Source organism: Sporosarcina psychrophila (assembly GCF_001590685.1).
Lineage (GTDB): Bacteria > Bacillota > Bacilli > Bacillales_A > Planococcaceae > Sporosarcina > Sporosarcina psychrophila.
The window spans coordinates 1213296-1236974 of the sequence record NZ_CP014616.1 but is presented as its reverse complement, the minus strand read 5'-3'; the positions used below and the strand labels follow the sequence as shown (position 1 = coordinate 1236974).

20 protein-coding genes, 1 pseudogene and 1 riboswitch are annotated in these 23679 nt (G+C 39.4%); of the genes and pseudogenes, 10 read left to right on the top strand and 11 right to left on the bottom strand.

What is annotated here, in order from left to right:
• The first annotated feature begins 22 nt into the window (after nt 1–22).
• Nucleotides 23–1087 carry an LLM class flavin-dependent oxidoreductase gene (locus tag AZE41_RS05960; RefSeq protein ID WP_067206777.1) on the top strand — a complete coding sequence of 355 codons (1065 nt, stop codon included), beginning with the start codon at nt 23–25 and terminating at the stop codon, nt 1085–1087.
• Between the two features lie 851 nt (nt 1088–1938).
• Here the strand turns inward: AZE41_RS05960 and AZE41_RS05955 are convergent.
• Both AZE41_RS05955 and AZE41_RS05950 read right to left on the bottom strand, forming a co-directional pair.
• Complete coding sequence (locus AZE41_RS05955; protein WP_067213863.1) at nt 1939–3213, bottom strand: acetylornithine deacetylase; 1275 nt, start codon at nt 3211–3213, stop codon at nt 1939–1941.
• Nucleotides 3214–3424: 211 nt separating this feature from the next.
• A riboswitch (TPP riboswitch) is annotated at nt 3425–3527 on the bottom strand.
• A 17-nt stretch (nt 3528–3544) separates the two neighbouring features.
• Nucleotides 3545–5731 (bottom strand): S-layer homology domain-containing protein, encoded by a 2187-nt coding sequence (locus tag AZE41_RS05950; protein ID WP_067206774.1) that lies wholly within the window; start codon nt 5729–5731, stop codon nt 3545–3547.
• Nucleotides 5732–5963: 232 nt separating this feature from the next.
• Here AZE41_RS05950 and AZE41_RS05945 point away from each other — a divergent pair, with 232 nt between their 5' ends.
• Nucleotides 5964–6992 (top strand): NADP-dependent oxidoreductase, encoded by a 1029-nt coding sequence (locus AZE41_RS05945; protein WP_067206771.1) that lies wholly within the window; start codon nt 5964–5966, stop codon nt 6990–6992.
• Between the two features lie 96 nt (nt 6993–7088).
• On the opposite strand, the gene AZE41_RS05940 is transcribed toward AZE41_RS05945, so the two are convergent.
• Both AZE41_RS05940 and AZE41_RS05935 read right to left on the bottom strand, forming a co-directional pair.
• Complete coding sequence (locus AZE41_RS05940; protein WP_067206769.1) at nt 7089–8006, bottom strand: PhzF family phenazine biosynthesis protein; 918 nt, start codon at nt 8004–8006, stop codon at nt 7089–7091.
• 41 nt (nt 8007–8047) lie between these two features.
• Nucleotides 8048–8593 (bottom strand): hypothetical protein, encoded by a 546-nt coding sequence (locus AZE41_RS05935; RefSeq protein ID WP_067206766.1) that lies wholly within the window; start codon nt 8591–8593, stop codon nt 8048–8050.
• Between the two features lie 226 nt (nt 8594–8819).
• Here AZE41_RS05935 and AZE41_RS05930 point away from each other — a divergent pair, with 226 nt between their 5' ends.
• The 3 genes from AZE41_RS05930 (at nt 8820) to AZE41_RS05920 (ending at nt 10883) form a co-directional block, all read left to right on the top strand.
• Nucleotides 8820–9452 (top strand): TetR/AcrR family transcriptional regulator, encoded by a 633-nt coding sequence (locus tag AZE41_RS05930; RefSeq protein ID WP_067206763.1) that lies wholly within the window; start codon nt 8820–8822, stop codon nt 9450–9452.
• Complete coding sequence (locus tag AZE41_RS05925) at nt 9445–10587, top strand: DUF418 domain-containing protein (RefSeq protein ID WP_067206761.1); 1143 nt, start codon at nt 9445–9447, stop codon at nt 10585–10587. The genes AZE41_RS05930 and AZE41_RS05925 overlap by 8 nt, the downstream gene beginning before the upstream one ends.
• 98 nt (nt 10588–10685) lie before the next feature.
• Complete coding sequence (locus AZE41_RS05920) at nt 10686–10883, top strand: hypothetical protein (protein ID WP_067206759.1); 198 nt, start codon at nt 10686–10688, stop codon at nt 10881–10883.
• Nucleotides 10884–11000: 117 nt separating this feature from the next.
• On the opposite strand, the gene AZE41_RS05915 is transcribed toward AZE41_RS05920, so the two are convergent.
• The 4 genes and pseudogenes from AZE41_RS05915 to AZE41_RS23190 form a co-directional block, all read right to left on the bottom strand.
• Entirely contained in the window at nt 11001–11525 is a 525-nt protein-coding gene (locus tag AZE41_RS05915; RefSeq protein ID WP_067206758.1) for a 5' nucleotidase, NT5C type, read from the bottom strand.
• A gap of 627 nt (nt 11526–12152) precedes the next feature.
• Complete coding sequence (locus AZE41_RS22075; protein ID WP_082786504.1) at nt 12153–12260, bottom strand: SEC-C metal-binding domain-containing protein; 108 nt, start codon at nt 12258–12260, stop codon at nt 12153–12155.
• Between the two features lie 160 nt (nt 12261–12420).
• Nucleotides 12421–13803, bottom strand: coding sequence for a DEAD/DEAH box helicase (locus AZE41_RS23195; protein ID WP_231885819.1), 1383 nt, complete (start codon nt 13801–13803; stop codon nt 12421–12423).
• Nucleotides 13804–13806: 3 nt separating this feature from the next.
• Nucleotides 13807–15000 (bottom strand): annotated as a pseudogene (locus AZE41_RS23190) (SNF2 helicase associated domain-containing protein); the annotation flags it as partial.
• 849 nt (nt 15001–15849) lie between these two features.
• Between AZE41_RS23190 and AZE41_RS05900 the strand changes: the two are divergent.
• The 5 genes from AZE41_RS05900 (at nt 15850) to AZE41_RS05880 (ending at nt 21505) form a co-directional block, all read left to right on the top strand.
• Nucleotides 15850–16359 (top strand): ferritin, encoded by a 510-nt coding sequence (locus AZE41_RS05900; protein ID WP_067206752.1) that lies wholly within the window; start codon nt 15850–15852, stop codon nt 16357–16359.
• A 546-nt stretch (nt 16360–16905) separates the two neighbouring features.
• Nucleotides 16906–17238 carry a DUF485 domain-containing protein gene (locus AZE41_RS05895; protein ID WP_067206749.1) on the top strand — a complete coding sequence of 111 codons (333 nt, stop codon included), beginning with the start codon at nt 16906–16908 and terminating at the stop codon, nt 17236–17238.
• Nucleotides 17239–17253: 15 nt separating this feature from the next.
• Entirely contained in the window at nt 17254–18804 is a 1551-nt protein-coding gene (locus AZE41_RS05890; RefSeq protein WP_187046999.1) for a solute symporter family protein, read from the top strand.
• Nucleotides 18805–18887: 83 nt separating this feature from the next.
• A complete protein-coding gene (locus AZE41_RS05885; protein ID WP_067206746.1) occupies nt 18888–20807 on the top strand; it encodes a DUF294 nucleotidyltransferase-like domain-containing protein in 1920 nt (639 codons plus the stop codon).
• A 32-nt stretch (nt 20808–20839) separates the two neighbouring features.
• Nucleotides 20840–21505, top strand: a complete 666-nt coding sequence (locus tag AZE41_RS05880; RefSeq protein WP_067206744.1) for a 3'-5' exonuclease — start codon at nt 20840–20842, stop codon at nt 21503–21505.
• A gap of 89 nt (nt 21506–21594) precedes the next feature.
• On the opposite strand, the gene AZE41_RS23435 is transcribed toward AZE41_RS05880, so the two are convergent.
• From AZE41_RS23435 to AZE41_RS05870, 3 genes are all read right to left on the bottom strand, one after another.
• Nucleotides 21595–21720 carry a hypothetical protein gene (locus AZE41_RS23435; protein WP_255428601.1) on the bottom strand — a complete coding sequence of 42 codons (126 nt, stop codon included), beginning with the start codon at nt 21718–21720 and terminating at the stop codon, nt 21595–21597.
• Complete coding sequence (locus AZE41_RS05875; protein ID WP_231885777.1) at nt 21713–22021, bottom strand: hypothetical protein; 309 nt, start codon at nt 22019–22021, stop codon at nt 21713–21715. Before AZE41_RS05875 ends, AZE41_RS23435 begins: the two co-directional genes overlap by 8 nt.
• 156 nt (nt 22022–22177) lie before the next feature.
• Nucleotides 22178–23560, bottom strand: coding sequence for an S-layer homology domain-containing protein (locus tag AZE41_RS05870; RefSeq protein ID WP_067206738.1), 1383 nt, complete (start codon nt 23558–23560; stop codon nt 22178–22180).
• Nucleotides 23561–23679 lie beyond the last annotated feature (119 nt).

Below are 23679 nucleotides of genomic sequence, written 5' to 3'. Positions count from 1 at the left end.
TTAGTTTTAGGAGATGAGAACAATGCAAACAGAAACTAGGAAACCCGGAATTGAAATTGGAATATATACATTTGGGGATCTTGGTCCAGATCCCCTAACTGGAAAAACAATAAGTATTCATCAGCGCCTTCATGAAGTATTGGCTATTGGAAAGCTGACTGAAGAAGCCGGACTTGATATTTTTGGTGTCGGTGAGCATCACCGCTTAGACTATGCCGTATCAGCTCCGCCAGTTGTTCTGGCGGCAGTGGCACAAAACACGAAGCGTATTAAATTGACGAGTGCAACGACTGTTTTGAACACAGTCGACCCTGTTCGCCTATTCGAGGATTTTGCTACACTCGATTTAATTTCGAATGGTCGCGCTGAGATTATTACAGGTCGTGGTGCATTCGTTGAATCTTTTCCGTTATTCGGTCATGACTTAAACAATTATGACGAACTGTTCGATGAAAACATACGACTGCTTCAAGAATTGAATACCAATGAAATCGTCAATTGGAATGGGTCATTCCGTTCGCCTTTAACTAATTCTATGATTGCCCCGCGCCCTGTTCAAAATAAACTGCCGATTTGGGTTGGTGTAGGTGGAACACCTGATAGTGCAATACGAGCTGGAAAACTTGGAACTGGTTTAGCATTAGCTATCCTCGGTGGGGATCCAATTCGTTTCAAACCACTTGTTGATTTGTATCGCCAAGCTGGCATAAGTGCCGGACATCGTGTAGAGGATTTAAAAGTGGCTGTAACAGGACATACGTATATAACAAAGACATCCCAACAAGCGAAAGACGAATTTTATCCTTACTATGCAAATTATTGGGGATATGTGAACAAACAACATGGAATGATTACGAGAATATCCCGCTCTGATTTCAATTATATGGCCAGTCCCGAAACCGGATTATTTGTCGGCAGCCCTCAGCAAATAATTGAGAAGATTCTCCACCAACACGAACTATTTGGACATCAACGATTCATTGCACAAATGGATATCGGCGGCTTGCCGTTTTCTAAAGTCGCAGCGAGTATTGAAATGTTAGCAACACAAGTAGCTCCGATCGTTCGGCGTGAAACGGCTCGTTAAGGTATCTCATAATAATCTATCTGGAAACATAGAAATCAATTGATACCGTATAAGTAATAGCTTCACTTATTTATATGTTGAAACACATGACTGCTTACTTTTGTGATAAAACACTAGAAGCCTTATGTACATGTGCTTTTGAATCGCTTTGGACTGAACGACTACTGCACCATTATCGGAATTTCTTGCAGCGTAGGATGCGACTTTGTCGCATCCTACGCTGCTTTTTCGTTAATTGTATGGGGGCCCTTCGTCCGCCGCTCTTCAAAGGTACAGCTACACTAAGTTCTGATGCTTTTGGGAACGAGTGAATAACTACATTCCTATCCATAAAGGGGCAGCCAAAGATGCAATTTTGGCTGCCTAATCCCACTCTATAGTATTTCCTTTTTGTATTTTAGAAAGGGTCACTTTCTATATGGCATCACATTGTTACTTGTATGATTTTTGCCAAAGTAAGTAAGGAAAGCTTGTTAAATGCAGCAGAGTGCCCGAAATTTCATCTTCGGGCACTTGCAACTTTTATAGAAAGGTAGTTATTCTTCCATCTTCCAAAGTAGTTGCATTTTCCACTTAAACATTGTAGGTATGTGGTGGACAGTTAGTTGTAACAGGATTACCGAAAAGAGTGTAGCTGGCATTTCCAGCCACATTTAACCCGCGGTAAAGGTGTTGTAATCATTTCGTCCAAAGCTAGCCGCAAATGTACAAGTCAAACGTAGACTTTTAAGCTTTTCTTAAGGTTTAGGCTGTCCCTTGTAAGGCGCCTTCGCTTAGTTTATATAGGCATCCATTTGTTCAACATGTAACAGTTTAATAGTAGTAGATGAACGGGGAGATTACTTGCACTCCTATTTTTTCGTATTACACCACTCATTTATAAATAACATAAGCGTCTTGGTAAATACCACTAATTCTTCAATGTTTATCTTTTCATCGACTGAATGTGCCTCTTCCAACTTTCCAGGACCATAGATAACAGTTGGAATTCCTGCTGCTCCTAGCCAGCCCGCATCTGTTACTGATCTCGACATACCTATTATTGCAGGACTTTTTTCGGTTTGTTCATGACAATGCGCAAGAAGTTGAACAGCTGCATGGTCCGCATTCATTTCAAGCGCCGGAAATATTTCTCCACGTTCTTCAATCATTGATTTTCCACCCCAGCGAAAGTGAATGGGATTTTCTCTTAACCACGTGTCTGCTTTTGCTACATGGTTCAAATGCTCTTCGATTTCTTTTGTTACAGATTGATAGGTTTCATTCGGATAGAAATGAACGGTGATCCAGAGCCGACATTCATCCGCCACAAAAGCTGCATGCCTTCCTCCTTCTATAACTGCTGGATTAATAGTAGTGGTGCCAGGCGCAAAACCCGGATATTTTTTTGTCACAGCCCAGTGACGTTCTAAATCTTGTAATCCAGCAATAACCTTCATCATCTTTTCTATCGCACTAGCCCCATTAACCGAACCGCCTGCATGAAGCATACTCATCCTCATTGCATCATGGAAAACTTCCTTACTTTTAATCGTTATCCAGCCGGTAATCACACCACCCTGACCATGGATTTGACTATCACTGCCATCGACTACAAGTGCAAAGTCTGCTGTATAGCCTTTTTCCATACATGAAAGTGTTCCAGCCTCTCCCGCTTCCTCCCCAATGACAGTCTGAATTTGCAAATCACCTTTCAGTTCCACACCTAGTTCGTTTAATAATTTAACGGCTAGTAAAGTCGCCGCTACTGCACCTTTCATATCGGATGTTCCTCGCCCATATGCGTTGCCATCTTTAGTCGTTAGTTCAAAGACAGGCACAGTCCACTCTGTTTCATCCCCCACTTCCGCAACGTCTATATGTCCATTAATGATTAGGCTGTTATACAGGTTTCCATCCGTTCCCTTTTTAACGCCTACAACGTTCGGGTCGCCAGGAAATACATCCCAACTAACCGTTTCAAATTTTTCTTGTGCTAAAAAATCTTGAATATACCGCTGTACGCCTGTTGTATTTCTTGCCGGTGGACTAACTGTCGGGAAACGAACGAGGTCCGCTAGCAATTGCACTAACTCCTCTAGACGTTCATCAACTAGGTTACTAATTTTATTTTCCATTTTACTCATCCATCCCTTATCTATATTTTTGGTAGGTGAATCTATATACGTTGTAATAAAGAATTCCATTGAATTCACTACGGCGCTAGCCCTTGTAATGCGCCTTCGCGCAGTTCACTATCTTTATTTCATTTGTTCAACATATATACACTGGAACAGAAAACAGCCGCTTTCCATAATCGGAAGGCGGCTGTTTTCTACGTATATAAAGACATTGAGTGTAGAGTTTCAGCTGCTTCCCTACGCTAGTATGAACTAGATCAGGTTCGAAGGGTTTACATCTATGATGTGTCTCAGCCTAAACGGCTCCCCTAGCAGTATCTATTTAGTTTTTTCTTCTTCACAATGCATCTGTTCTTTCTTCCCCTTTAGGAAGATAGTTCGATAAGTCGATATCACGTAACCCGTTCTTTATTTTAGTTGTGTAACCTAAATTTTCATTCGATAAAAACGAAGCTTTTGAAGCAATCATTTCTTCTAATAAAGGCAAATACGTCGGATCAATATCTTTCCAAAGTTTGTACGAATTTATTAAGTCCTCTAAAGTCAGGTGCTTGTAATCATCGCCTTTATAGTCATGTAATGCGGAAATACGATACCAAATATCGCCATTATCACGAATCCAATCATCTTTATCCGCTACAATCGCTGTTTGTATAGCCTGCGCTGTATCTAAATACTTCTGATCACCGAACTCATTATAAGCCATGAGTAAAACGTTCATACCGCCCAACACATGATTCATAGAGGCATGCGTCGTTACTTGCTGTGCAATCGGGAAGTAATCCGCGATGTAGTAAGACTCGTCATTCACAGCAATGACGTTTCCTTTACTTTTTTGCGAGACCAGTAAGTCAGCATAATTACGCAATGGTTCTTTTGCATTATCAATTCCAAAATCAGCGCCACTATTATAGTAGAAAAGCGCGATTTGCTCATTAAAACGTGTATCAATGAATGGAGCTGTAATGTCATATAAATCTTTCAAATAGGTGCTTGTAACTTCTGTTTCCCAATAATCTTTGTCACCTTTGAAATTCTTCAAGTTAACAAATGAGTTGTAAATTAAGTTCTCAAAATAACGATCCTCTTGCTCATTATATAAAACCAGCGCACGATCTTCTTTTAATAGAAGTAAGTTCCGCCCATATCCTTGCCCTGTATCAGGCATTGGCTCTGTGGTTATCGCCATATTATTGTATGGGCCACCCGCCGTATACCAATTATTACGTTTTTTATAATACTTAGCTGACTCAAGCATCCAGCTCTCCATATTCTCTTCATTCGCAAATAATTGGTCATCTGCATTCATATACCACTGATCTACAATGTCATTGCCTTTTGAATTTAACGTATGCACAGATAATAATGTTGTTCCAACCTTAGCATAAGACAGTGCCTCTTTTTCACCGAGCAATTGACGCATGTAACTGTAGCCATCATTCTCATACTCTAATGACAATTGCTTTGACAAATAAGACTGACCAACCATCCGCTCCTTCACTGATCCATCTAGCTTCACAAATTGGAGTAAACCTGTCGGATAGGATGTTGTGTCACTGCCAAAAACGTCTTTATCATTACGTTTAATCTTGTATTTATCATAACGGTTTAGCTCAAATGAAGCCACTTCATTTTCTTTTTGAATGACATCTACTGTTACAGCAGATTCAGTAGGGTTATTGATTTTCGAAAATAAGAAGTAATCGCCATTATCAAATGAACGAACCGTTAACTCAATGGTCGCACCTTCTATACCGATGTCATAAGTGTAAATATTATCTCGTGAAAATGAGTTATCGATTCTCGTATGATTCGTGAAAAGTATATTCTCTGTCGATCTTAGGTAAATCGGATGTTCATCAAATGACACCTTCATTAAATTCACAGCAGAGGGAATCCGAGTAAAATTAGGCGACAGCTCTAAGTTCGTTAATTCATATTTTTTGGTAGTTGCAATGTTCCCCTTCTCCACAAGTACTTGATGCAGAATCACCGCAAAAGTAGCGCGGTCTACTTGTGATCCGTGATTGAATAGACCTTTTTGTATGCCTGGCATAATTCTGTATTGTGGAACTGCGCCTACACTTCCTTTATCCAATGAAATAAGACTTGGCCATTCGATTAATGCACTATCTTGCAAATTAAATGCATCTACTAATGCCAACTCCATTTGCCTACGTGTTAAAGGTTCTTCCATACCAAAAGAATTGCCTGTCACGTCTTTGATTAAAAATTCATATCCCGCTTTTGTAAAAGATTGAGTAGCCTCTCCAACTGTCATTGCTAGATCCGGACGAAATTGCATATCGCCGTAACCCGTCATTATGCCCATTTCTACAAGTTGCATAACTTCATTTTTCGCCCAGTGGCTATTTGGAATATCCGTAAATTTTGCAGCTGTCGTGACGTCTTCTGATTTAACGACTTGAGCTTCTGCCGCGTTAGCTGTTAATCCAACAGTAGCTGTCGTCGGTAAAGCTACCGTTAATGCTAAAGCGAGAAACATTGTATTTATTTTCTTCATTTTTGTTTAAAGCCCTCCTTTAGTTAAAATTAATAACATCAAATTATAGTTAAGTATAATTATAACACTTTTGGATACTATTTTGGAGTTCGTCCACAGGAGAAAGCAAGGCTGAACAATAGCAATTCAATGGAAAAGAAACACCAGTCCATAATCATTGACCTTAGTAACTCTTGAGTGTTAGGGTTTTCACTTGCCAACTAATTCGGCAAACTACAAAGGAGGAATTGCAATGAAGCAATTGATACAACAGGAAATTCACCTAGCAAATCGTCCCAAAGGAATGCCTGCGAAAGAAGACTTTACCTTTGTAAAGAATTCAGTTCCCTCACCAAAAGTAAATGAAATTTTAGTACGGACGCTTTATTTATCTGTTGACCCATACATGCGTGGAAGAATGCAAGATGCCAAGTCATATATTGCTCCATTTGAATTGAATAAGGTCATTTCAGGGGGTGTCGTAGCTGAAGTAGTTGAATCCCAGTCAGACGCCTTTAAACAAGGTGATGTCGTTGTTGGGAATCTTGGCTGGGCTGAATATACCGTAGCTACTCCAAATGAAATTCGCAAAATAGACCCTAAAATGGCACCTATTTCAACACATTTAGGTATTCTCGGCATGACAGGTTTAACTGCCTATTTTGGATTGCTTGATATCGGAAAACCCCAAGAAGGCGAAACGGTCGTCGTTTCTGGGGCTGCCGGGGCAGTTGGATCAGTAGTTGGACAAATCGCGAAAATCAAAGGTGCCAAAGTAGTAGGTATTGCAGGTTCAGATGAAAAGATTGACTACTTATTGAATGTACTCGGCTTTGATGCAGCTGTAAATTATAAAAAGGATAGTTTCTGGACAGATTTAAAAAATTCCGTACCTGCTGGAGTAGATGTCTATTTCGATAATGTAGGCGGCGACGTTTCAGACGCTGTTTTTACAATGCTAAATCGAAATGCTCGTATTCCATTATGCGGATCAATTTCTTCCTACAATGCTGAAGGAAAAGATAGAGGTCCACGTATTCAATCAGCTATGATCAAGACGAGCGCTATGATGCAAGGCTTCACGCTAGGCGATTTTGCCACTGATTTTGAAAGAGGGTTTACCGACTTAGGTAAATGGCTACTGCAAGGCAAACTGAAATATGAAGAAACAATTGTTGAAGGATTTGAAAATACACCAGAAGCATTCCTTGGTTTATTTAAAGGAACAAATCTGGGAAAACAGCTCGTAAAAGTGGCTAATCCTGAATACGCGAAACTTTAACATTTAATGTAAAATAGCATGACCTGCAACTTCCAAATACTTATTCAACAATCTCCTCAGGTTACTAAATGAGGAGATTTTGTTTTGTCAAAAAATCTAAACCTTGTTGTGTTTGTTCGTAACAAAAACTATTTCAAGCTCTTTTACATATACTGCAGTTCCTGTAATTTCAATATCATAACTTTTTTCATTTTTCGAGACTTTAACTAGTACACGACCATCCTTTCCCATTTCATGGCCTTGTTCTACTAAAATACGTAGATGGTTTTCGAAGTTTCTATTTATGTATTCGGCGTAATAAGCACCCATCACTCCTGAGGCTGTTCCTGTAACGGAATCTTCAATTGTACCGGAATATGGTGAAGAGAAATGACGAGCATGCATATCTGCATTTTGATCGTACGTCTCCAAACAAAAAGGATGAATAGATGCTTTAGGTATTTCTTTTAATACGGATGGAAATAGCTCATTGTTAGCTTTCATTTTATTAAAAATGCTAAGTTTCTTAATTGGAACTAACAATGTCCATGAACCTGTACTACCATATACAGTGGGTAAATCAGATTCTATATCATCTCTATTAATTCCGATTGAATGGGCCAATTCTTCGTACGAACCGCTAAAGTCTTTTAATTGTGGGGAATCTTGTTTCATAGTTATGTATTCCTCACCATCCGCTTGTGAATCTATTCTGATAGGTAAAATCCCTACTTTCGTTTCAATTGTTAGTTTACTCTTATCATTCAATAAATTCTTAGACTTTAAAGCATATACAGCAGCAATTGTTCCATGTCCACATAAATCCATTTCTTGTCCTGGTGAAAAATAACGTATTCCAAGATCAGCCACATTCGAATTGACTAAAAATGCAGTCTCGTTGAAACCTGCCCTGTAAGCTATTTCTTGCATCTCAAAATCTGTTAAATCATCCCCGTTCAGCACTACTCCAGCAGGGTTCCCTTTGTTTGGCTCTTTACTAAATGCGTCATAATGGTAAATAGTTATCGATTTCACTCTTCATTTCTCCCACCTAAAATAAATATATTATCCACTCTTCATTTCCATACAGTCATATACTTCTTACGGTATTTGATATCTTCTTCTGTCTCAATCAAACCCATTGCTATCTGTTTAATTTCTTCCTCTTTTAATGCATCATATAAATTTTTCAAGCCTTGAATCATATCAAATCGAATCAAGGTGTAATGTTTTTCATGCACACCGTTTTGAAAACGTTCCACTATATGATGAATCACTTGTTGTTTTTGTTCCTTTCCAGCTAAGCCCACTCTCCATATCGACTGTAAGCTATGTCGGGCTGTAACAAATTTCGGATCTTTGGTCACTTCCCATAACGCTGGAAAATCGCCTAATATACGTTTTTCTGGATCACTTTTCGCAAGACCAGCTAGGAACTGAGCACCCCTAGATCTTCGATGATTATCGGAATCTGTTAGCCATTCCTTTAATTCGTCCCAAACTTCATAAGCCCAGTCCACTTCTTCTTTTACAGCTGCATTAATAGCATTAAACGCTTCAAATTGAACATTTTTGTCCTTTGCTTCTAGGTTTTCAAAGTAGGATCGGGTTACACTGTCCACTTGATTCATCTCCCTCTCAATAAAAAGTTATTTACTTACGACATTACATCCTACCGATAAATATACAGTGAACCCCCTCATATATCTATCGCTATACTTCATTAATAAATTGACCGTGAAATTTCTCCGTGTTAAAATCTGATTGAGTGATCAATTAAAAATTTGTTTGTACAATCAAATTAACTTGGAGGAATCATAATGTATATAAATAATAGAGGTCATATAAATGAAGGAAGATAACAAAGTTGAAGGAAAAAAATCGTTTATCGCAGAAGCAAGACGTGACCAAATTGTGGAAGCAGCAATTAAAACCCTTGATGAAATTGGATACTTAAAAGCCAGCCTTTCTCAAATTGCTAAAAGAGCGGACATCAGTACCGCATTAATTTCTTACCATTTTTCGGATAAGAACGATTTGATGAACCACCTTCTGATGAATCTTGTAGAAGGGTCAACATCTTATATCTTAGAGAGAGTTGGTCGAGAAAATACAGCTTTTGAGCAACTGAATACATTCATAGCGGCAAATTTAGCATATCAAGGTACGCATCCGACACGTTATACGGCTCTGATAGAAATTGTCTTTAATGCCAGAACGCCCGATAACATTCCCTACTATAAATTAGGCGATGATGAAGAGGACCAAATCATGTATGAACTACAACAAATACTACATTATGGTCAAAAACAAGGGGAATTCGGATCTTTTAATGTAGTAGTCATGGCCAGTATGATTCAAGGAGCTATCGGAGAGTATATGGCTCACACTGCTATAACAAAAAAAGTCGACTTGGATACGTATAGCAGCGAGCTCGTGAAAATTGTTAATCAGGCAGTAAAGGGTAACAAATTTGACTAACGTTACTCTAAAGTCAAATCCTATCTCCAATTATGATCGGAAGCTTGCTCCGGATCTTGCCCGCGGCTTTATGCTACTGTTCATCGCATTGGCACACGCCCACGTATTTCTATACGCCGCCGATCGAGAAATCACAAAGGTTGACCAGATCGTTGTATTGTTTCGGCAAGTCTTAGTTGACGGCCGTGCATTCCCTATGTTCTTTCTCCTCTTTGGCTACGGTATGGTCCAGCTTATGCGCCGTCAGGAGGAAAAAGGTAACGATTGGATTTCAATTCGCAAGCTGTTCCGCCGGCGAGGCTGGTTGATGATTCTCATCGGTTTCTTGCATGTAGCACTATTATTCGAAGATATCATCGCATTATATGGCCTGGCTACCCTTCTCTTGGTCGGATTCCTCCGTGCATCAGACAAGAAGCTGTTGTGGATTGCTGGAATATTTCTTGTTCTAGTAGCAATCTTTGGTTCATTGATGCCTCGTGGTTACGACGCCTTAGTAGATGACGCTGCCCTCTCCTCAATAGCGCTGGAGAACCCATTTCTCGCTAGCGCTATCCGTATTCCAGAGTGGATTATCTACACACCTTTGCTTGTCTATCAGGTCGTCCCTGGCATGCTTATCGGAATTTTGGCGGCACGGCGGCGAATCCTCGATAATCCGGAGCAACACCGGCTCTTGCTTGTGCGCACTTCAATGATTGGTATTGGTCTCGCTACTGTCGGAGCAATCCCGTTGGCACTGATGTCCTCACAGTATTGGACTAATCCATCTTTTGGAGCGCAGACGTTCGCTACTATTCTACACACCGGTACTGGCTATGCAGGTGGATTGGGCTGGGCGGCGTTTATCGGTTTGTTAGTCATCAAGCTTGGGGAAAAACGAGGACCCATCACTATGGCTATCGCCGCAGTAGGACAGCGCTCGATGACCTTTTACATTTTTCAATCGGTCGTATTCATCGCTGTTTTTGCTCCGTATGCCGGCGGTCTAGGTGCACATATGGGCCAAGCCGGCAGCGATGTCATCGCGTTATTCACCTGGCTCCTCTCAGTAGTCATCGCCGAGTTCATGCGTCGCGCTAATGTGAGAGGTCCTGCGGAGACCTTGTTGCGAAAGCTGTCTTATCGTACTTGATTTACTGGTTGGGATAGTCGTTAATTTAGGATGCACCAAGGTTGTTAATGAAGAAAGCGATTGTGTGAAGGAAGTTACTCAAGAAAAAGGAGATTACAATGAATTTTATAGAGAAAGTATTTAATTGGATGGTAATGATTGGACTAGGATTATTAGTAGGACGAATTATTACACTTGTGTTTAGACTACTCGATATTCCGTTTACAACCTTTTTTAAAGACTACAGTATCATTTCATTGATCATTTTAATAGTAGGCGCGATTGGTTCACAAATGATGAAGGATAATAAAAAATAAAAGGTATCTGGTACTAATACAATTCAGGGTTGTATCAGCACCAGATACCTTAAATTTACAATACCCTCTCTTCCTTTGATGAAAATGAGGGGTTATTTTTGACTCTATCGCACTAATTTACTTAAGAAAATAATCCGCGGTATCTTTCCAATTGTTTAATCGTGTATATCCGGTTGTATGGACATTATGTGGAGCTGTGAAAAGTAGGCCCTTCCCCTGAAATGTTTCTAAATTACTTGGTGTATCGTCTATCAAATAATCTGCAAGAATTATGCTTTTATCGCCGCAAAAGACGAAATTCTTTTCATTCAAAAAACTGAAGTGTTTCTTTAACCAGCGATATTTTGGTGCTAACGAAGCTGGAAACTCCATTGCTGCGGTTACAATATATATTTCATAGCAAGCACTTAATTCTTTTATCACTTCTTGACTATCTTTTATCACGTCTAACTCCAAGAAAAATAATTCGTTTGCTAAATAGTGGTCCACTTTCTTTTCAAATCTAGCATCTAATTCTATGAGTTTCTTGCCATGCAAATGGTGGTCCGTATAACTTTCGTTAAATTCATCATTAAATAATTCTAGACATTTAGCGCTAAAATGCGATATGACTTCATCCATATCTATCGCGATACGTTTCACAGTATTTACCCCTTTATGATTCTACTATATATGTTGACATAAAGAATCCTCTCAACAACGCTCGGCTCCTCATAGGGGTAGCCTTCGCTGGAAATTATATAGAATAATGATTGCGGCGTATGCGCTTTACACAGGCTTTTGGGAGGCCACTGAAAAAGCCCTTGTACTTGAAATGAATTAGGATTCCCCCTAATACCGCTTCGGCGCTTTGTGGATGCCTCCCGCGATAAGCCAGAAAGGAAACCACTTTCAGTCTTATCGCTCCGGCTACCACGAAGACGCGCCTACGCTGGATGGACTATGTAAGAAAGAGCTTTTCATTATCTGCGATGAAATCTGCAATCGGCATATACATCTCAAAATCACATTTCTCTCGATAATGAACATCCTAGCGCTGGCGCGGAAAAGGGGTCGCCGATGCTATAATACTGGATGCGAAGCGCTAATCCAGACTTACTGCGTAGGGCATCCCCAATAGCGCTAAGCGTTCTACAATCCGCACCCCGAATTAATACTCCCTCCTTATTGAGCGCCACAGTAAATTTAGTGGGCTTCTTTAATTCAACATATATAGCATGCAATTGTCGTTCATATAATGACTAGTGCTGTGCACGGCTTATCTGAAATTTATGCCCCACAACATTTTTTATACTTTTTTCCACTTCCACAAATACAAGGTTCATTCCTTCCAATGCTTACATCGTTAACAAATGTTTTAGTGTTTTCCACTCCCATGCCAAGCAACCTCTGAATATCGGAAATATCCTTAGGCTTGTCCCCCACTTTCAAATGTAATATTTACGAGATTCTGTGCACTCACACAATTCAAAAGCTGTGACATCCACCAGAGTTTTCAACTTTATTCAGCAGGGGTTTGAATCCCTGCTGAATAACCTTAAATCGATAATATCTCCCGAATATCATCTTCCGATAACGAGGATAGCATCGTTTCGCCTGTTTGAATAACTTGATCGATTAATTCCTTTTTACTTTGCTGCAATTCGTTTATCTTTTCTTCTATTGTTCCTTGGGCAATCAGTTTTATAACTTGAACGACATTTTTCTGCCCCATTCGATGTGCCCTCCCAATCGCTTGCTCCTCGATTGCTGGATTCCACCATAAGTCATAGAGAACAACCGTATCTGCCCCGGTTAAATTCAGACCCGTTCCGCCCGCTCTTAATGAAATAAGAAAAATCGTTTCAGATCCTTCATTAAAATCATCGACGAGTTGAACTCGCTCCTTGGCTGGCGTTTGACCATCTAAATAGAAGCAACTCTGTCCTGTTCGCACAAGTTTTTTCCTAATAATGTTCAACATGCTTGAAAACTGTGAAAAGATTAAGATTTTGCGGCCATTTTCCCGTCCGTTTTCAATAATCTCAAAAAGCTCTTCCAGCTTTCCAGATTGCCCTTCGTAGTTCTCGATGAATAAAGAGGGGTGACAACAAAGCTGTCGAAGTCTTGTCAGTCCCGCCAAAATTTTAATTCTCCCTTTACCTAAACCTTCTGTGTCAAGTGACTCTTTTGTTTCAGCGCGGATTTTGTCCAAGTAGCCGAGGTAAAGCTCCTTCTGTTCTTTCTTCAGTTCTGAGTAATGAACCATTTCAATTTTGTCAGGTAATTCCTTCAAAACGTCCTTTTTCAACCTTCTCAAAATAAAAGGTTTAACCATCCTAGCAATGTATTCAGGTTTTAAACTACGAAACGTTTTCTGATCATGTAAAAACCCAGGCATGATTGCTTGAAAAATCGCCCACAACTCGTCCACTGAATTTTCAATCGGCGTCCCAGACAAGGCAAACCGCTTATGCGCCGTTATCGCCCTTACTGCTTGCGCAATTTTGGATGCATAGTTTTTTATCGACTGCGCATCATCTAGAATAAGCGTATGGAATTCTTGCTCCTCATACCACTCTAAATCCTGCCTCAACGTATGATAGGAGGTAATGTATACATCCGGAATATTATCCTGGCCCAAAATAACCTTTCTTTCCTGAACTGTTCCAGTAGCGATATCCACCCTTAATTCAGGAGAAAACTTACTGAATTCATTCTTCCAATTATAAACCAATGATGCTGGAGCGACTACGAGCACGGGCTTCCCCGACTGAGCCTGCTTCTCAGATTGGATATAAGCAATACATTGCAAGGTCTTTCCTAAGCCCATGTCATCTGCTAAAATTCCACCCAGTTGGTATTGTGCCAATGACTTCAACCACTGAAAACCCGTCAACTGATAATCTCGCAAGTTTGCTTGAAGTGTGTCCGGTATCACATATTCTTCTTCCTCTGGGGATTTAATGGCGCTTATGAACTGCCGGAAGCTTTTCCCGAATTTCCGGTTCTGTTTGTCCAACTGCGTTAAGCGCTCATCGATTTGCAGACCTCTATATAACGGCATGTTCATTTTACCATTTACCATTTCAATCGATTTATCATTTAACTCTTTATAAAGATCTGCTACGTCCTTCAACTGTTCATCATCAAGTGACAAAAAGGCTCCAGTTGGTAAACGCACATAGCGTTTCTTTTCAATAACAGACTGGAGAATATGTGGAACCTTGTCGTAATCCACTCCGTCCATTGAAAAGTCAACTTCCAATAGGTTCCCACTTGAGTGGATATCGACAGCAACTTTAGCCATTTTCTCTGTAGGTAGAATCAATGATTTAATGGCTGGCGCTAAAAATATGTCTGCCTTCTCTTCAAGTAGCGCCAATGTGTCGTATAGAAATCCGAATATATCTTCCTCGTCATCTGTGTAATACTGATTCTCGCTCACTTTCAATCAAGAATCCTCGAATGCATTCATAAATAATTGTTCCTGTTTTGCATCACGGATTAATATCGTTTGTTCCTCATTAGCATCGGTCTCACTTTGGGCAATCGGGTTAATGACAATCGAATCGTATTGATACTCTACCTTCACCTCGATACGATCACTAGTCCCTTCCACAAACATCTTCACCCGTAGTGGAGGATTCATAATGATCGATGAAACAGTCTTGGCTACTTGAACCTTGCCAATTTTCTTTAGCTTTGGCATGGCTTGTGAAACAAATGTCCCAACTTGTTCAGCTGATATCGGGATAATTGGACTTCCTCCACTTTTAATTAATGGAACGAATAGTTGTAATGCCCGTTGCTGTTCACCCGATAGTTTATGTAATTTCCCTTTATATGCATACCAGCCATAGGTTTTAAAATATTCCCCATCTACATGTCCGCTTACTTTCAATTGAAATTCTTTGGACTTGCCATTTTCAAGCGAAAAGGAGAAAGGAAGATCTTCGTCTACAATTTGCAGTTGTCCATAAACGAAATCTTCTTGCTGAAAAACACAATTTTGATGTTGCAAGGTAGCAAGTAACTCATCTACCGCGTATGGAGGTATGACTATATCTTTTCCTGACCTACCGTTACCTCCCCAAGTACTCGTATCATAGATGGTTTCAGTTTTATAAAACTGCATTAATTTATGGATAATCGCCAAATCTTCCATTTGAAACACATGATATGCGGGATCATACGTAAAATGCTTGCCAAACTGCAAGTCAGTGTTTTGTGACATGCTATCGAATAACTGCCGAATATCCTTGACGATATATAATCGTTTAGTTCCAATTTTCATCTGAATGTCAAAAATATCTTTTTCTCTATAATAGCTAGCTAACGTATGTGCCCTCAATAGAAATTCTACTTTCAAATAGCACTCATCTTCTGCATTCAATTCTGAACGATTGTTACTTTCTCCAAAGTAATCAATCAACTCTTCAGCTCGCCGATATCTTGCATTTTTCGTTCCACTCTTTTTGCTACTAGTAGCAACGTTTTGTTCATCGGCAATTGCCAAAACCGTAGCACAAACATGCTTACACTCTCCATAGGAATAATGCGCAGGACAGTTACAATCATCATCAATGTCGTAACCATTCAATTCTATTTGAACAGTATACAACTTGCTTCCAGAGACTGTTGCACGCCATATATTCTTAGCACTATTTAATTGTAAACCATGTACTCTACCACTTTTATGGTAAGCTTCTCATTTATTAAATGTAGAAGCCGTAAATATTCTTTTTATTAAACTAGTATCTAATTTGTTCATATATCTTCCCTCCGCCTATTTTCCCGGTGCGAACACTCACTTTTATCCTCTATTATACAATGTTCCAAGTTCTAACTGTAAATTTCGTCTTTTCCTATTGCCAAAACTCCTAATACGACAAAATTCCGTGTTTTCAATCAAAATACGTGAATGAAAATCTAGATTAGGCTATGATAAAGAAGAATAGTCTTAACAATAAAAGGAGGCAATATGATGATTAGTCAACGACTAGCAGATGCTCTTAATCAGCAAATGAATAATGAGTTCAACGCTGCACAAGCTTATATGGCAATGGCTGCTTATTGCGAGCACAATAATTATGCTGGCTTTGCCAATTATTATCTTCAACAAGCCGAAGAAGAGCGTTTTCACGGCATGAAAATTTATAACTATATGAATGACCGTGGGTTACAAGCTAAATTCTCCGCAACGTCAGAGCCAAAAATCGAATTCGCGTCAGTATTGGATACATTTGAATCGGGTTTACTACAAGAAAAAGGCGTTACCAAGAACTTTTATGAATTAACGGACCTCGCTTGGGAAGAAAAAGAACATGCCACAATTTCGTTTTTGAGATGGTTCTTGGACGAACAAGTTGAAGAGGAAGCATCTTTCGATACACATATCGAGTATTTGAAGCGTATCGGAGAAGATAAAAACGCATTATATATTTATGAGAAAGAACTTGGGCAACGCGACTTCTCTGCAGAATCTGGAGAATGAATAAGTTCCAATTTTTTCACTACCCCTCTCTTCCTTGACGAAGATGAGGGGTATTTTTATACACTTTTTTTGTGATATACCTACATGTCTTAGACCTCATAACACTTTCCTCTCCCCCCAGATTGATAGGATACTAATACCCTATGACTTCACCTCCCTTTATAAATGTTGAACCATTGGATACTTAAATTGGCTGAGCGAAGGCGCCTTATAAGGGACACCCTCCCGCCGTAGTGAATTCAATGGGTTTCTGTATTTTAATATATATAAATTGGTTCCATCGTCTATACTTGCCGCTAATTCCTAGCCATTTGATAAGTTCCTTTTCTCGCAGTGACAAAACTAAGTTTTAACTATTCAGAAAAATACCTTGTGAGTTATCGGAAAATTTGGTAATGTGAAACTAGCCTTCTATTATATGATTAACATTTTTAACAGATTTAGTGCGTTTTTTACAAAATATGAAAGCGAATTCATCTAAAAGGAGGCTTATTACTTTACTAAACTACCAGTTTTCAACACTTCAGAAAAAAAGGGGATGAAATCGTGGGTAAAAATCCGAAGAAAAAGCAAGCAAGTGAAACATTGGACTATGAAAAAATTATCAATACACCTGAATTCAAAAATTTAGTCAAACGAAAAAGAATCTTTTCTACGCCATACATTATTTTCTTTTTTATCGCCTATTTTACACTACCTATTCTCACCGGATATACAACCATACTTGAAAATCGAGCCATCGGTTGGATGACTTGGACATGGGTCTATTCATTAAGCATGTTCGTAATGGTATGGGTGTTTACATCCATCTATATGAACAAAGCTAAAAGCTTCGATATAGACGTTGAAGAAATTCTAAAGAAAAATGTTTTAAAATAAAGGGGGTACTTACACGTGGACAATATTATATCAATTGCAATTTTCGTTGCAGTGATTGGATTGACACTCGGTATTACTTACTGGGCTGCTAAACAGACAACAACTGCAAGTGATTTTTACACGGCTGGGGGATCGTTAACCGGTTGGCAAAACGGAATGGCGATTGCTGGGGACTACTTGTCTGCTGCATCATTCCTTGGAATTGCCGGAGCAATTTCGTTAAACGGATTTGATGGATTTTACTATAGTATCGGTTGGTTAACTGCTTATCTAGTAGTTTTATTTCTAATCGCCGAGCCGCTTCGTAATCTAGGGAAATTTACAATGGCCGACATGATTGGAGCACGTTTTGGAGCAAAAAAGGTTCGTGGCGCTGCAGCGTTAAATACAATTACGATTGTGTTATTTTATATGCTTGCTCAGCTTGTAGGTGCAGGTGCACTTATTAAATTACTTCTTGGAATTGACTACTGGATTGCAGTTCTAATCGTTGGTGTCATGATGACAATCTATGTACTATTCGGTGGTATGACTGCAACAAGTTGGGTTCAAATTGTTAAAGCGATTTTACTTATGATAGGAACCATTGTTATTTCATTCCTCGTTTTGTTAAAGTTTAATTTCAACTTTATTGGGATGTTTGATGCCATGAGAACGGCAACACCACATGGCGATGCCTTCTTACATTCCGGAATAATCTATAAAGATCCGATTGGTTTGATCTCTGTACTAATTGCACTCGTTTTAGGTACGGCTGGCTTACCGCATATCTTAATGCGTTTCTTCACGGTAAAAGATGCGAAAACAGCTCGTTCTTCTGTTATTTATGCAGTTTGGATTATTGGTATATTCTACGTCTTAACCATTTTCCTTGGATTCGGTGCAGCTAAGTTTGTTGGTGTGGATGCCATTGTTGCTGAGAATGCTGCTGGGAACATGGCCGCACCAATGTTAGCGGGTGTGTTGGGAGGATCAGCACTTGAGTCATTCGTTGCAGCGGTTGCGTTCGCAACGATTCTAGCAGTTGTTGCCGGACTTGTTTTGTCAGGAGCTTCAGCTATTGCACATGATATTTACGCAGAAATTATTAAAAAAGGAAAAGTAACAGAGAAACAACAAGTAAGAGCTGCAAGATTCGCTGCACTTGCTGTTGCTATTGTCTCAATCATTTTAGCACTAGGTGCGGAAAAATTGAATGTAGCGTTTCTTGTTTCACTCGCATTCTGTATCGCCGCCTCTGCGAACGTTCCGACAATTCTTCTTACGATCTATTGGAAAAAGTTCAATACGACAGGCGCAGTTGCTTCAATGTTAACCGGTTTGATTGTCGCGCTTGTTCTTGTTGCATTAAGTCCTAGCGTTATTAATCCTGTAGAAGGAGCGGCGTTCTTCGTTGGGCAACCACTCTTCCCATATTCGAACCCTGCCATAATTTCAGTTCCAGCAGGATTCTTAGCAGCGATTATTGGTACACTCGTTTCATCTAAGAAATTCGAAGCTGAAGAGGTTTCTTATGCCGAAGTGAAATTTAAAGCAGAAACAGGTTATAGAGAGCTAGAACGATAATTCATAGCAAAAAATCCCCCTCCCTAATTTAACTGGACGAGGGGGATTTTTCTCTAAAAAGATGAAGGTGGAGGAAATTCATTATGAACAGTGCACAACAAGAAATGTATAAGAAAGTGCATGACCAGCCTATTTTCAGAGGATTAACTGAGGAAAAATTTGCTGAACTAATGGCAGAATGCAAACTTACCTATTATCGAAAAACTGAAAAAGTTAATTACTTTATAACACCTCATGAAGGGTTGTTACTCATTTTAACAGGGACAGCAGAGATATTCATAGTTGGTGATGATGGGCAATCCTTCGCCCTTGAAGAATTTCAAGAAGGTGAGGTAATCGGTTTTTCAAATATCGCTTATTATTTAGGTGAATCCAATCGGCCGCTCGATCGTCATCGTCTTGTATTGGAAGTAGTAGAAGATTCCTATTGTCTACAGATTCCATATGCTGTCCTAAAAGAAAGAATAGATGACACGGATGTCCGTGACGCTATTTTGAAACTCATGTCTATTCGTCTCGCAAATGTCTATGCTTCCCTTGGTGAGCAGGTTAAGTTGTCAGATGAGTGGGGAGAAAGCGAGCCTTATGTACGTCGTGTCGAAGACTTTATGAACTCCTCTGTGATTACGGCCTCTGAAGATGCGTCAGTTCAGCAAATAGCACGAATAATGGTCGATAACTCAATCAGTTCGCTAATGGTCGTGGATCAGGAAGAGCAACTAATCGGGATCATTACAAAAAAAGACCTTGTCCAAAGAGTCGTTGCACAAGTGGCAAACGGCGAACTGAAAGCTAAAGATATTATGACAAAAAAACCGCATACTATTTCACGTCATGATTATTATTACGAAGTCCTTTCGGCATTTTATAAGAATGGGGTAAAACACTTACCCGTTGTCGAAGATAATCGTTTGGTAGGTATAGTTACACTGTCCAATCTTATTTTTAAGCGTGATCGTGGATCAATGGGTGTATTGAAAACGATTGAAGAGGCTTCTTTCGAAAATTTACCTGCCGTTAAAAACGCGATTTACGATGTGTTATCTAGTTTAATTAACGATGATATCTCTACCATTCATACGTTGGAGATTATTACAAAACTATACGACCGACTCGCACGACACTGTGTGAAACTCGCTGTACAGTCGTTAGAAAGGCAAGGTAAAGGAACACCGCCCGTCCCCTTCGCATGGTATGAGATGGGCAGTGGTGCTAGGGGCGAACAATTCATGTTGACGGACCAGGATCACTTCCTTGTCTACACCGACCCACAGGAAGATGATAAGAAGCACGTGGCGTTTTATTTTTCATTGCTTGGTGATGCAATTGTTAAGCATTTGGAGAAAGCTGGCTATTCCAGATGCGTCGGAAAAATGATGTCAAGCGAGGTACAGTGGCGCGGTTCCGTTTCCGATTGGCAGCAACGTCTACGTAACTGGGCGCTTAAGGCGACTAATGATGATATATTACTTGGCTATAACTTTTTATCTTTTCGTTTTCTAATGGGTGATGCATCGTTACATAATCATTTTGTTCGGATGGTACAAATTCAATTGAAGTCCTCACAAACTTTTCTTTATTACATGGCGCAGCAGGAACAAAACAAGCCCATACCGCAAGTAAACCAGTCCTTTTTGGCATTATTTAAAGGAAGAGGAACCCGAGAAATCATTGACATTAAAAAAAACGCATTGTTTCCAATGCATCATTGCCTACAAATACTGGGCGTTCAAAAAAATATCATTACACGCACACCATTACAATTAGTAGACGACCTTGTACAATTAGGTGAACTATCGGCTGGCTTTGCCGATGATATACGTCATGCATATGAAATTGCACTAAGAACACGAATTCAACTGGCTTGGAAAAAACATCTGCGAGATGAATCTATTACCACAGAAATTCAGTTTGCATCGATGCGAAGATGGCAACAGGATGAAATAACAACGATGTTAACGACAGTCCACGCGCTGCAATCACATCTACTTGCAAAATTATGATCTATTTTCGCTATCGCTTGGAGGTAATAGGTATGTTTTGGAGAAAACAACGATTAAATTATAAGTTGGATCAATCATTTTTGCTGAATACAAAGTTGCGTGATATGCCGTTTACTGTCTTCGATACTGAAACGACTGGGTTTGCAATTGCTGCCGATGACGGACTCATTGAAATTGGAGCTGTCCATGTCGAAAAATCAGAAGTAACGAATCGTGTATTCCAGACCTTTGTAAAGCCATTAGGTAAAATACCTGAATATATTACGAGGTTAACTTCTATTGAACAATACCATGTAGAAAATGCCCCAACTGCGCTCGAAGCTATAGAGAGCTACTTTCAGTTTATTGAGGATACGAAGAGTGGAGGGTGGATTGGACATCATGTAAGCTTTGATACGCTGGTCATAAAAAAAGAATTACAGCGTGTGAAATACTCCTACGAAGAACCCACTTCTTTTGATACGCTTGATTTAATCGATTATTTAAATCCATCTTGGGACCAACTAGATCTCAAAGAGTACGCACAGCTATTTGGCACGCCACTATTTGAACGCCACCGCGCACTTGGAGATGCACTGACAACAGCTCATTTATTTGTTGAATTATTGAAGCATCTTGAAGAAAAAGGAATTATAACGCTGGCGGATTTACTGCGATTGAAACACAGTAATCTTCGTCTAAAGACAGCTCGGTTTTAGCTATAGCTAATAAAACAGGACCCGCTGATTTATTTGGAGTCCTGTTTCCCCTTTTTCGTGCTTATAGGATGAAGAAACATTATTAATTATTATAGATCTACCACTTCCGTCAACTCCCCTAAATTCGTCGATCCAAAAACTAGGAGAAGAAGAAATACGATTAAGATGACCGTATTAATAAAACTTCCGGCGTCAAAACCGATTTTTTCACTCACGTCCGTTCCCCCTGTCTTTATTCATTCGCCTTTTTATTCCCTCAAATAACTCGTCTAATGTTAGATCACCATTTTTCTCTAGAAAATCAGTCATTTCATTTACTTTTTTATCGTTTAAACTTTTAAACTCTCCTAGCAATGTAACTGATATGACTGGTTTATCCCTAAATAGTTGAACGGAATCGACTTTCAGTTTGCCGAGCAAAAGGAGTGATGCCGCTACAATTTCAAGATCTTTCCCTTTCAAGAGATCGCCCAGCGTGTATTTTGTATTTGGATTTTGATTGAAATTATTGTACACGCCTAAACACATCCTTTTTCGGGATAGTGATTCGTACTTTGGTGCCTTATTGTTTATCTTATGTTGAAGGCTTTATGTTTGTGTTTGGAATTCCTTTAGAAAGGGAGTTTCAATTCCATATTACCACAAAAAAAACACCCCGAAGGATGCTTTTCGTCATTTTTTCAGAATGTGTTTTTTCCCCTTACTATCTTCAACTATGATTTCAGTGTCCATTACAGTCATATCTTGCGCTTGGATAGTAGACAACCTTTTCGTTTTGCCATTCAGCATACTGTAGGCGAAAACACCTTTTTTATTGAAATAATACATGGCACTAGAATCATATTTAATCGATTTATTATTTTGGTTTACGTTAGGTTTCACTTTTGAACCTTTTATGTCGTCAAAAATGACACGCGCATCAAACTCATGAACTTTCTTTATGCCAAAGCCAATTTGATCGGCTGAATAAAGGATTAACATATCATCAGTATTAACTTCCTCATTAAAACCTTTATCGAATTGACGAACCTTTTTCTCTATCGTGAAGTAGATTTCAAAATTATGGAGTGTTACATTCCGGATAACATTGCTATTCGGAAGGTTATACATGGTAATATCGTTGTACTTGTCACCAGTTGTGCTTAATTTCTCACCGGTTATCGATGATACCATTAGACCGTAATCTGTTGGCAACCCGCTCTTTATATCAACTTCTTTCCAATAAGGAGTGAAGATTTGATTATTGAACAAGATGATGGGAAATCCATTTCTAAGCTTTTGCTCTACATAGCCATCTGAATCACTGAAATCATCTTCTGACAGTAAGATAATTTCCTCTTTTGTCTTTTGATTAATTTTCACAAGTTTGTTAGTTTTCACTGTGTATATCCAACCGTCCCGTTCAACTTCTACACCTTTTTCACTGACAGCAGAACGATAACCCGCAAGTTTCATTTTGTCATCAAGAGCACGGGCTAGGAAAGAAGAAAATTGCGAACGTGTTACCGGATTTCCCGGTTTGAACGTTCCATCTTGGTATCCACCTGCTATCAAGTTTTTAGCTAAACTATTGATATCCTTAAAAGCCCAATTTGCTGGCGATACATCGACAAATGTCGGCTGATTGTCCATTGGCAACTCGAATGCTCTGCGCAAGATTGCCGCCATTTGCGCTCTTGTCGTGATTTCTCCGGGGCGCATATAACCATTTTCTCCACGAAGAATACCAAGTTCACTGACTGTCGCCAAGGTTTGATAATGTTTAGATATATTGGAAACGTCTTTAAATTGCACTGTCGGTTTGTCAATCAGCTTAAAATCGAGCGCTTTCACAAGCATTGCTGCAACCTGAGCACGCGTGATGGGTTCATTCGGTCGGAACGTTCCATCTGGATAACCACCGATAATGTTTTTATTATACAAATAAATAATATCTCCATTCGGTCCCTTTAAGTCGGAAAATGGGTTTGAATCGCGCCCTGTTTCTGCTTTCGCAATAGGAATAATAGTAAACACTAGCAGGAATGCAACAAGTGCCATGGTAAATTTCTTCATTTTAATACCCCCTTATTCTAGTAAATTATAACATATATATTGGAAGCAAGACTCCCTTATAAGGTGCCTTCGCTCAGTTTATATAGGTATTCATTTGTTCAATAAATAGTAATTTCATT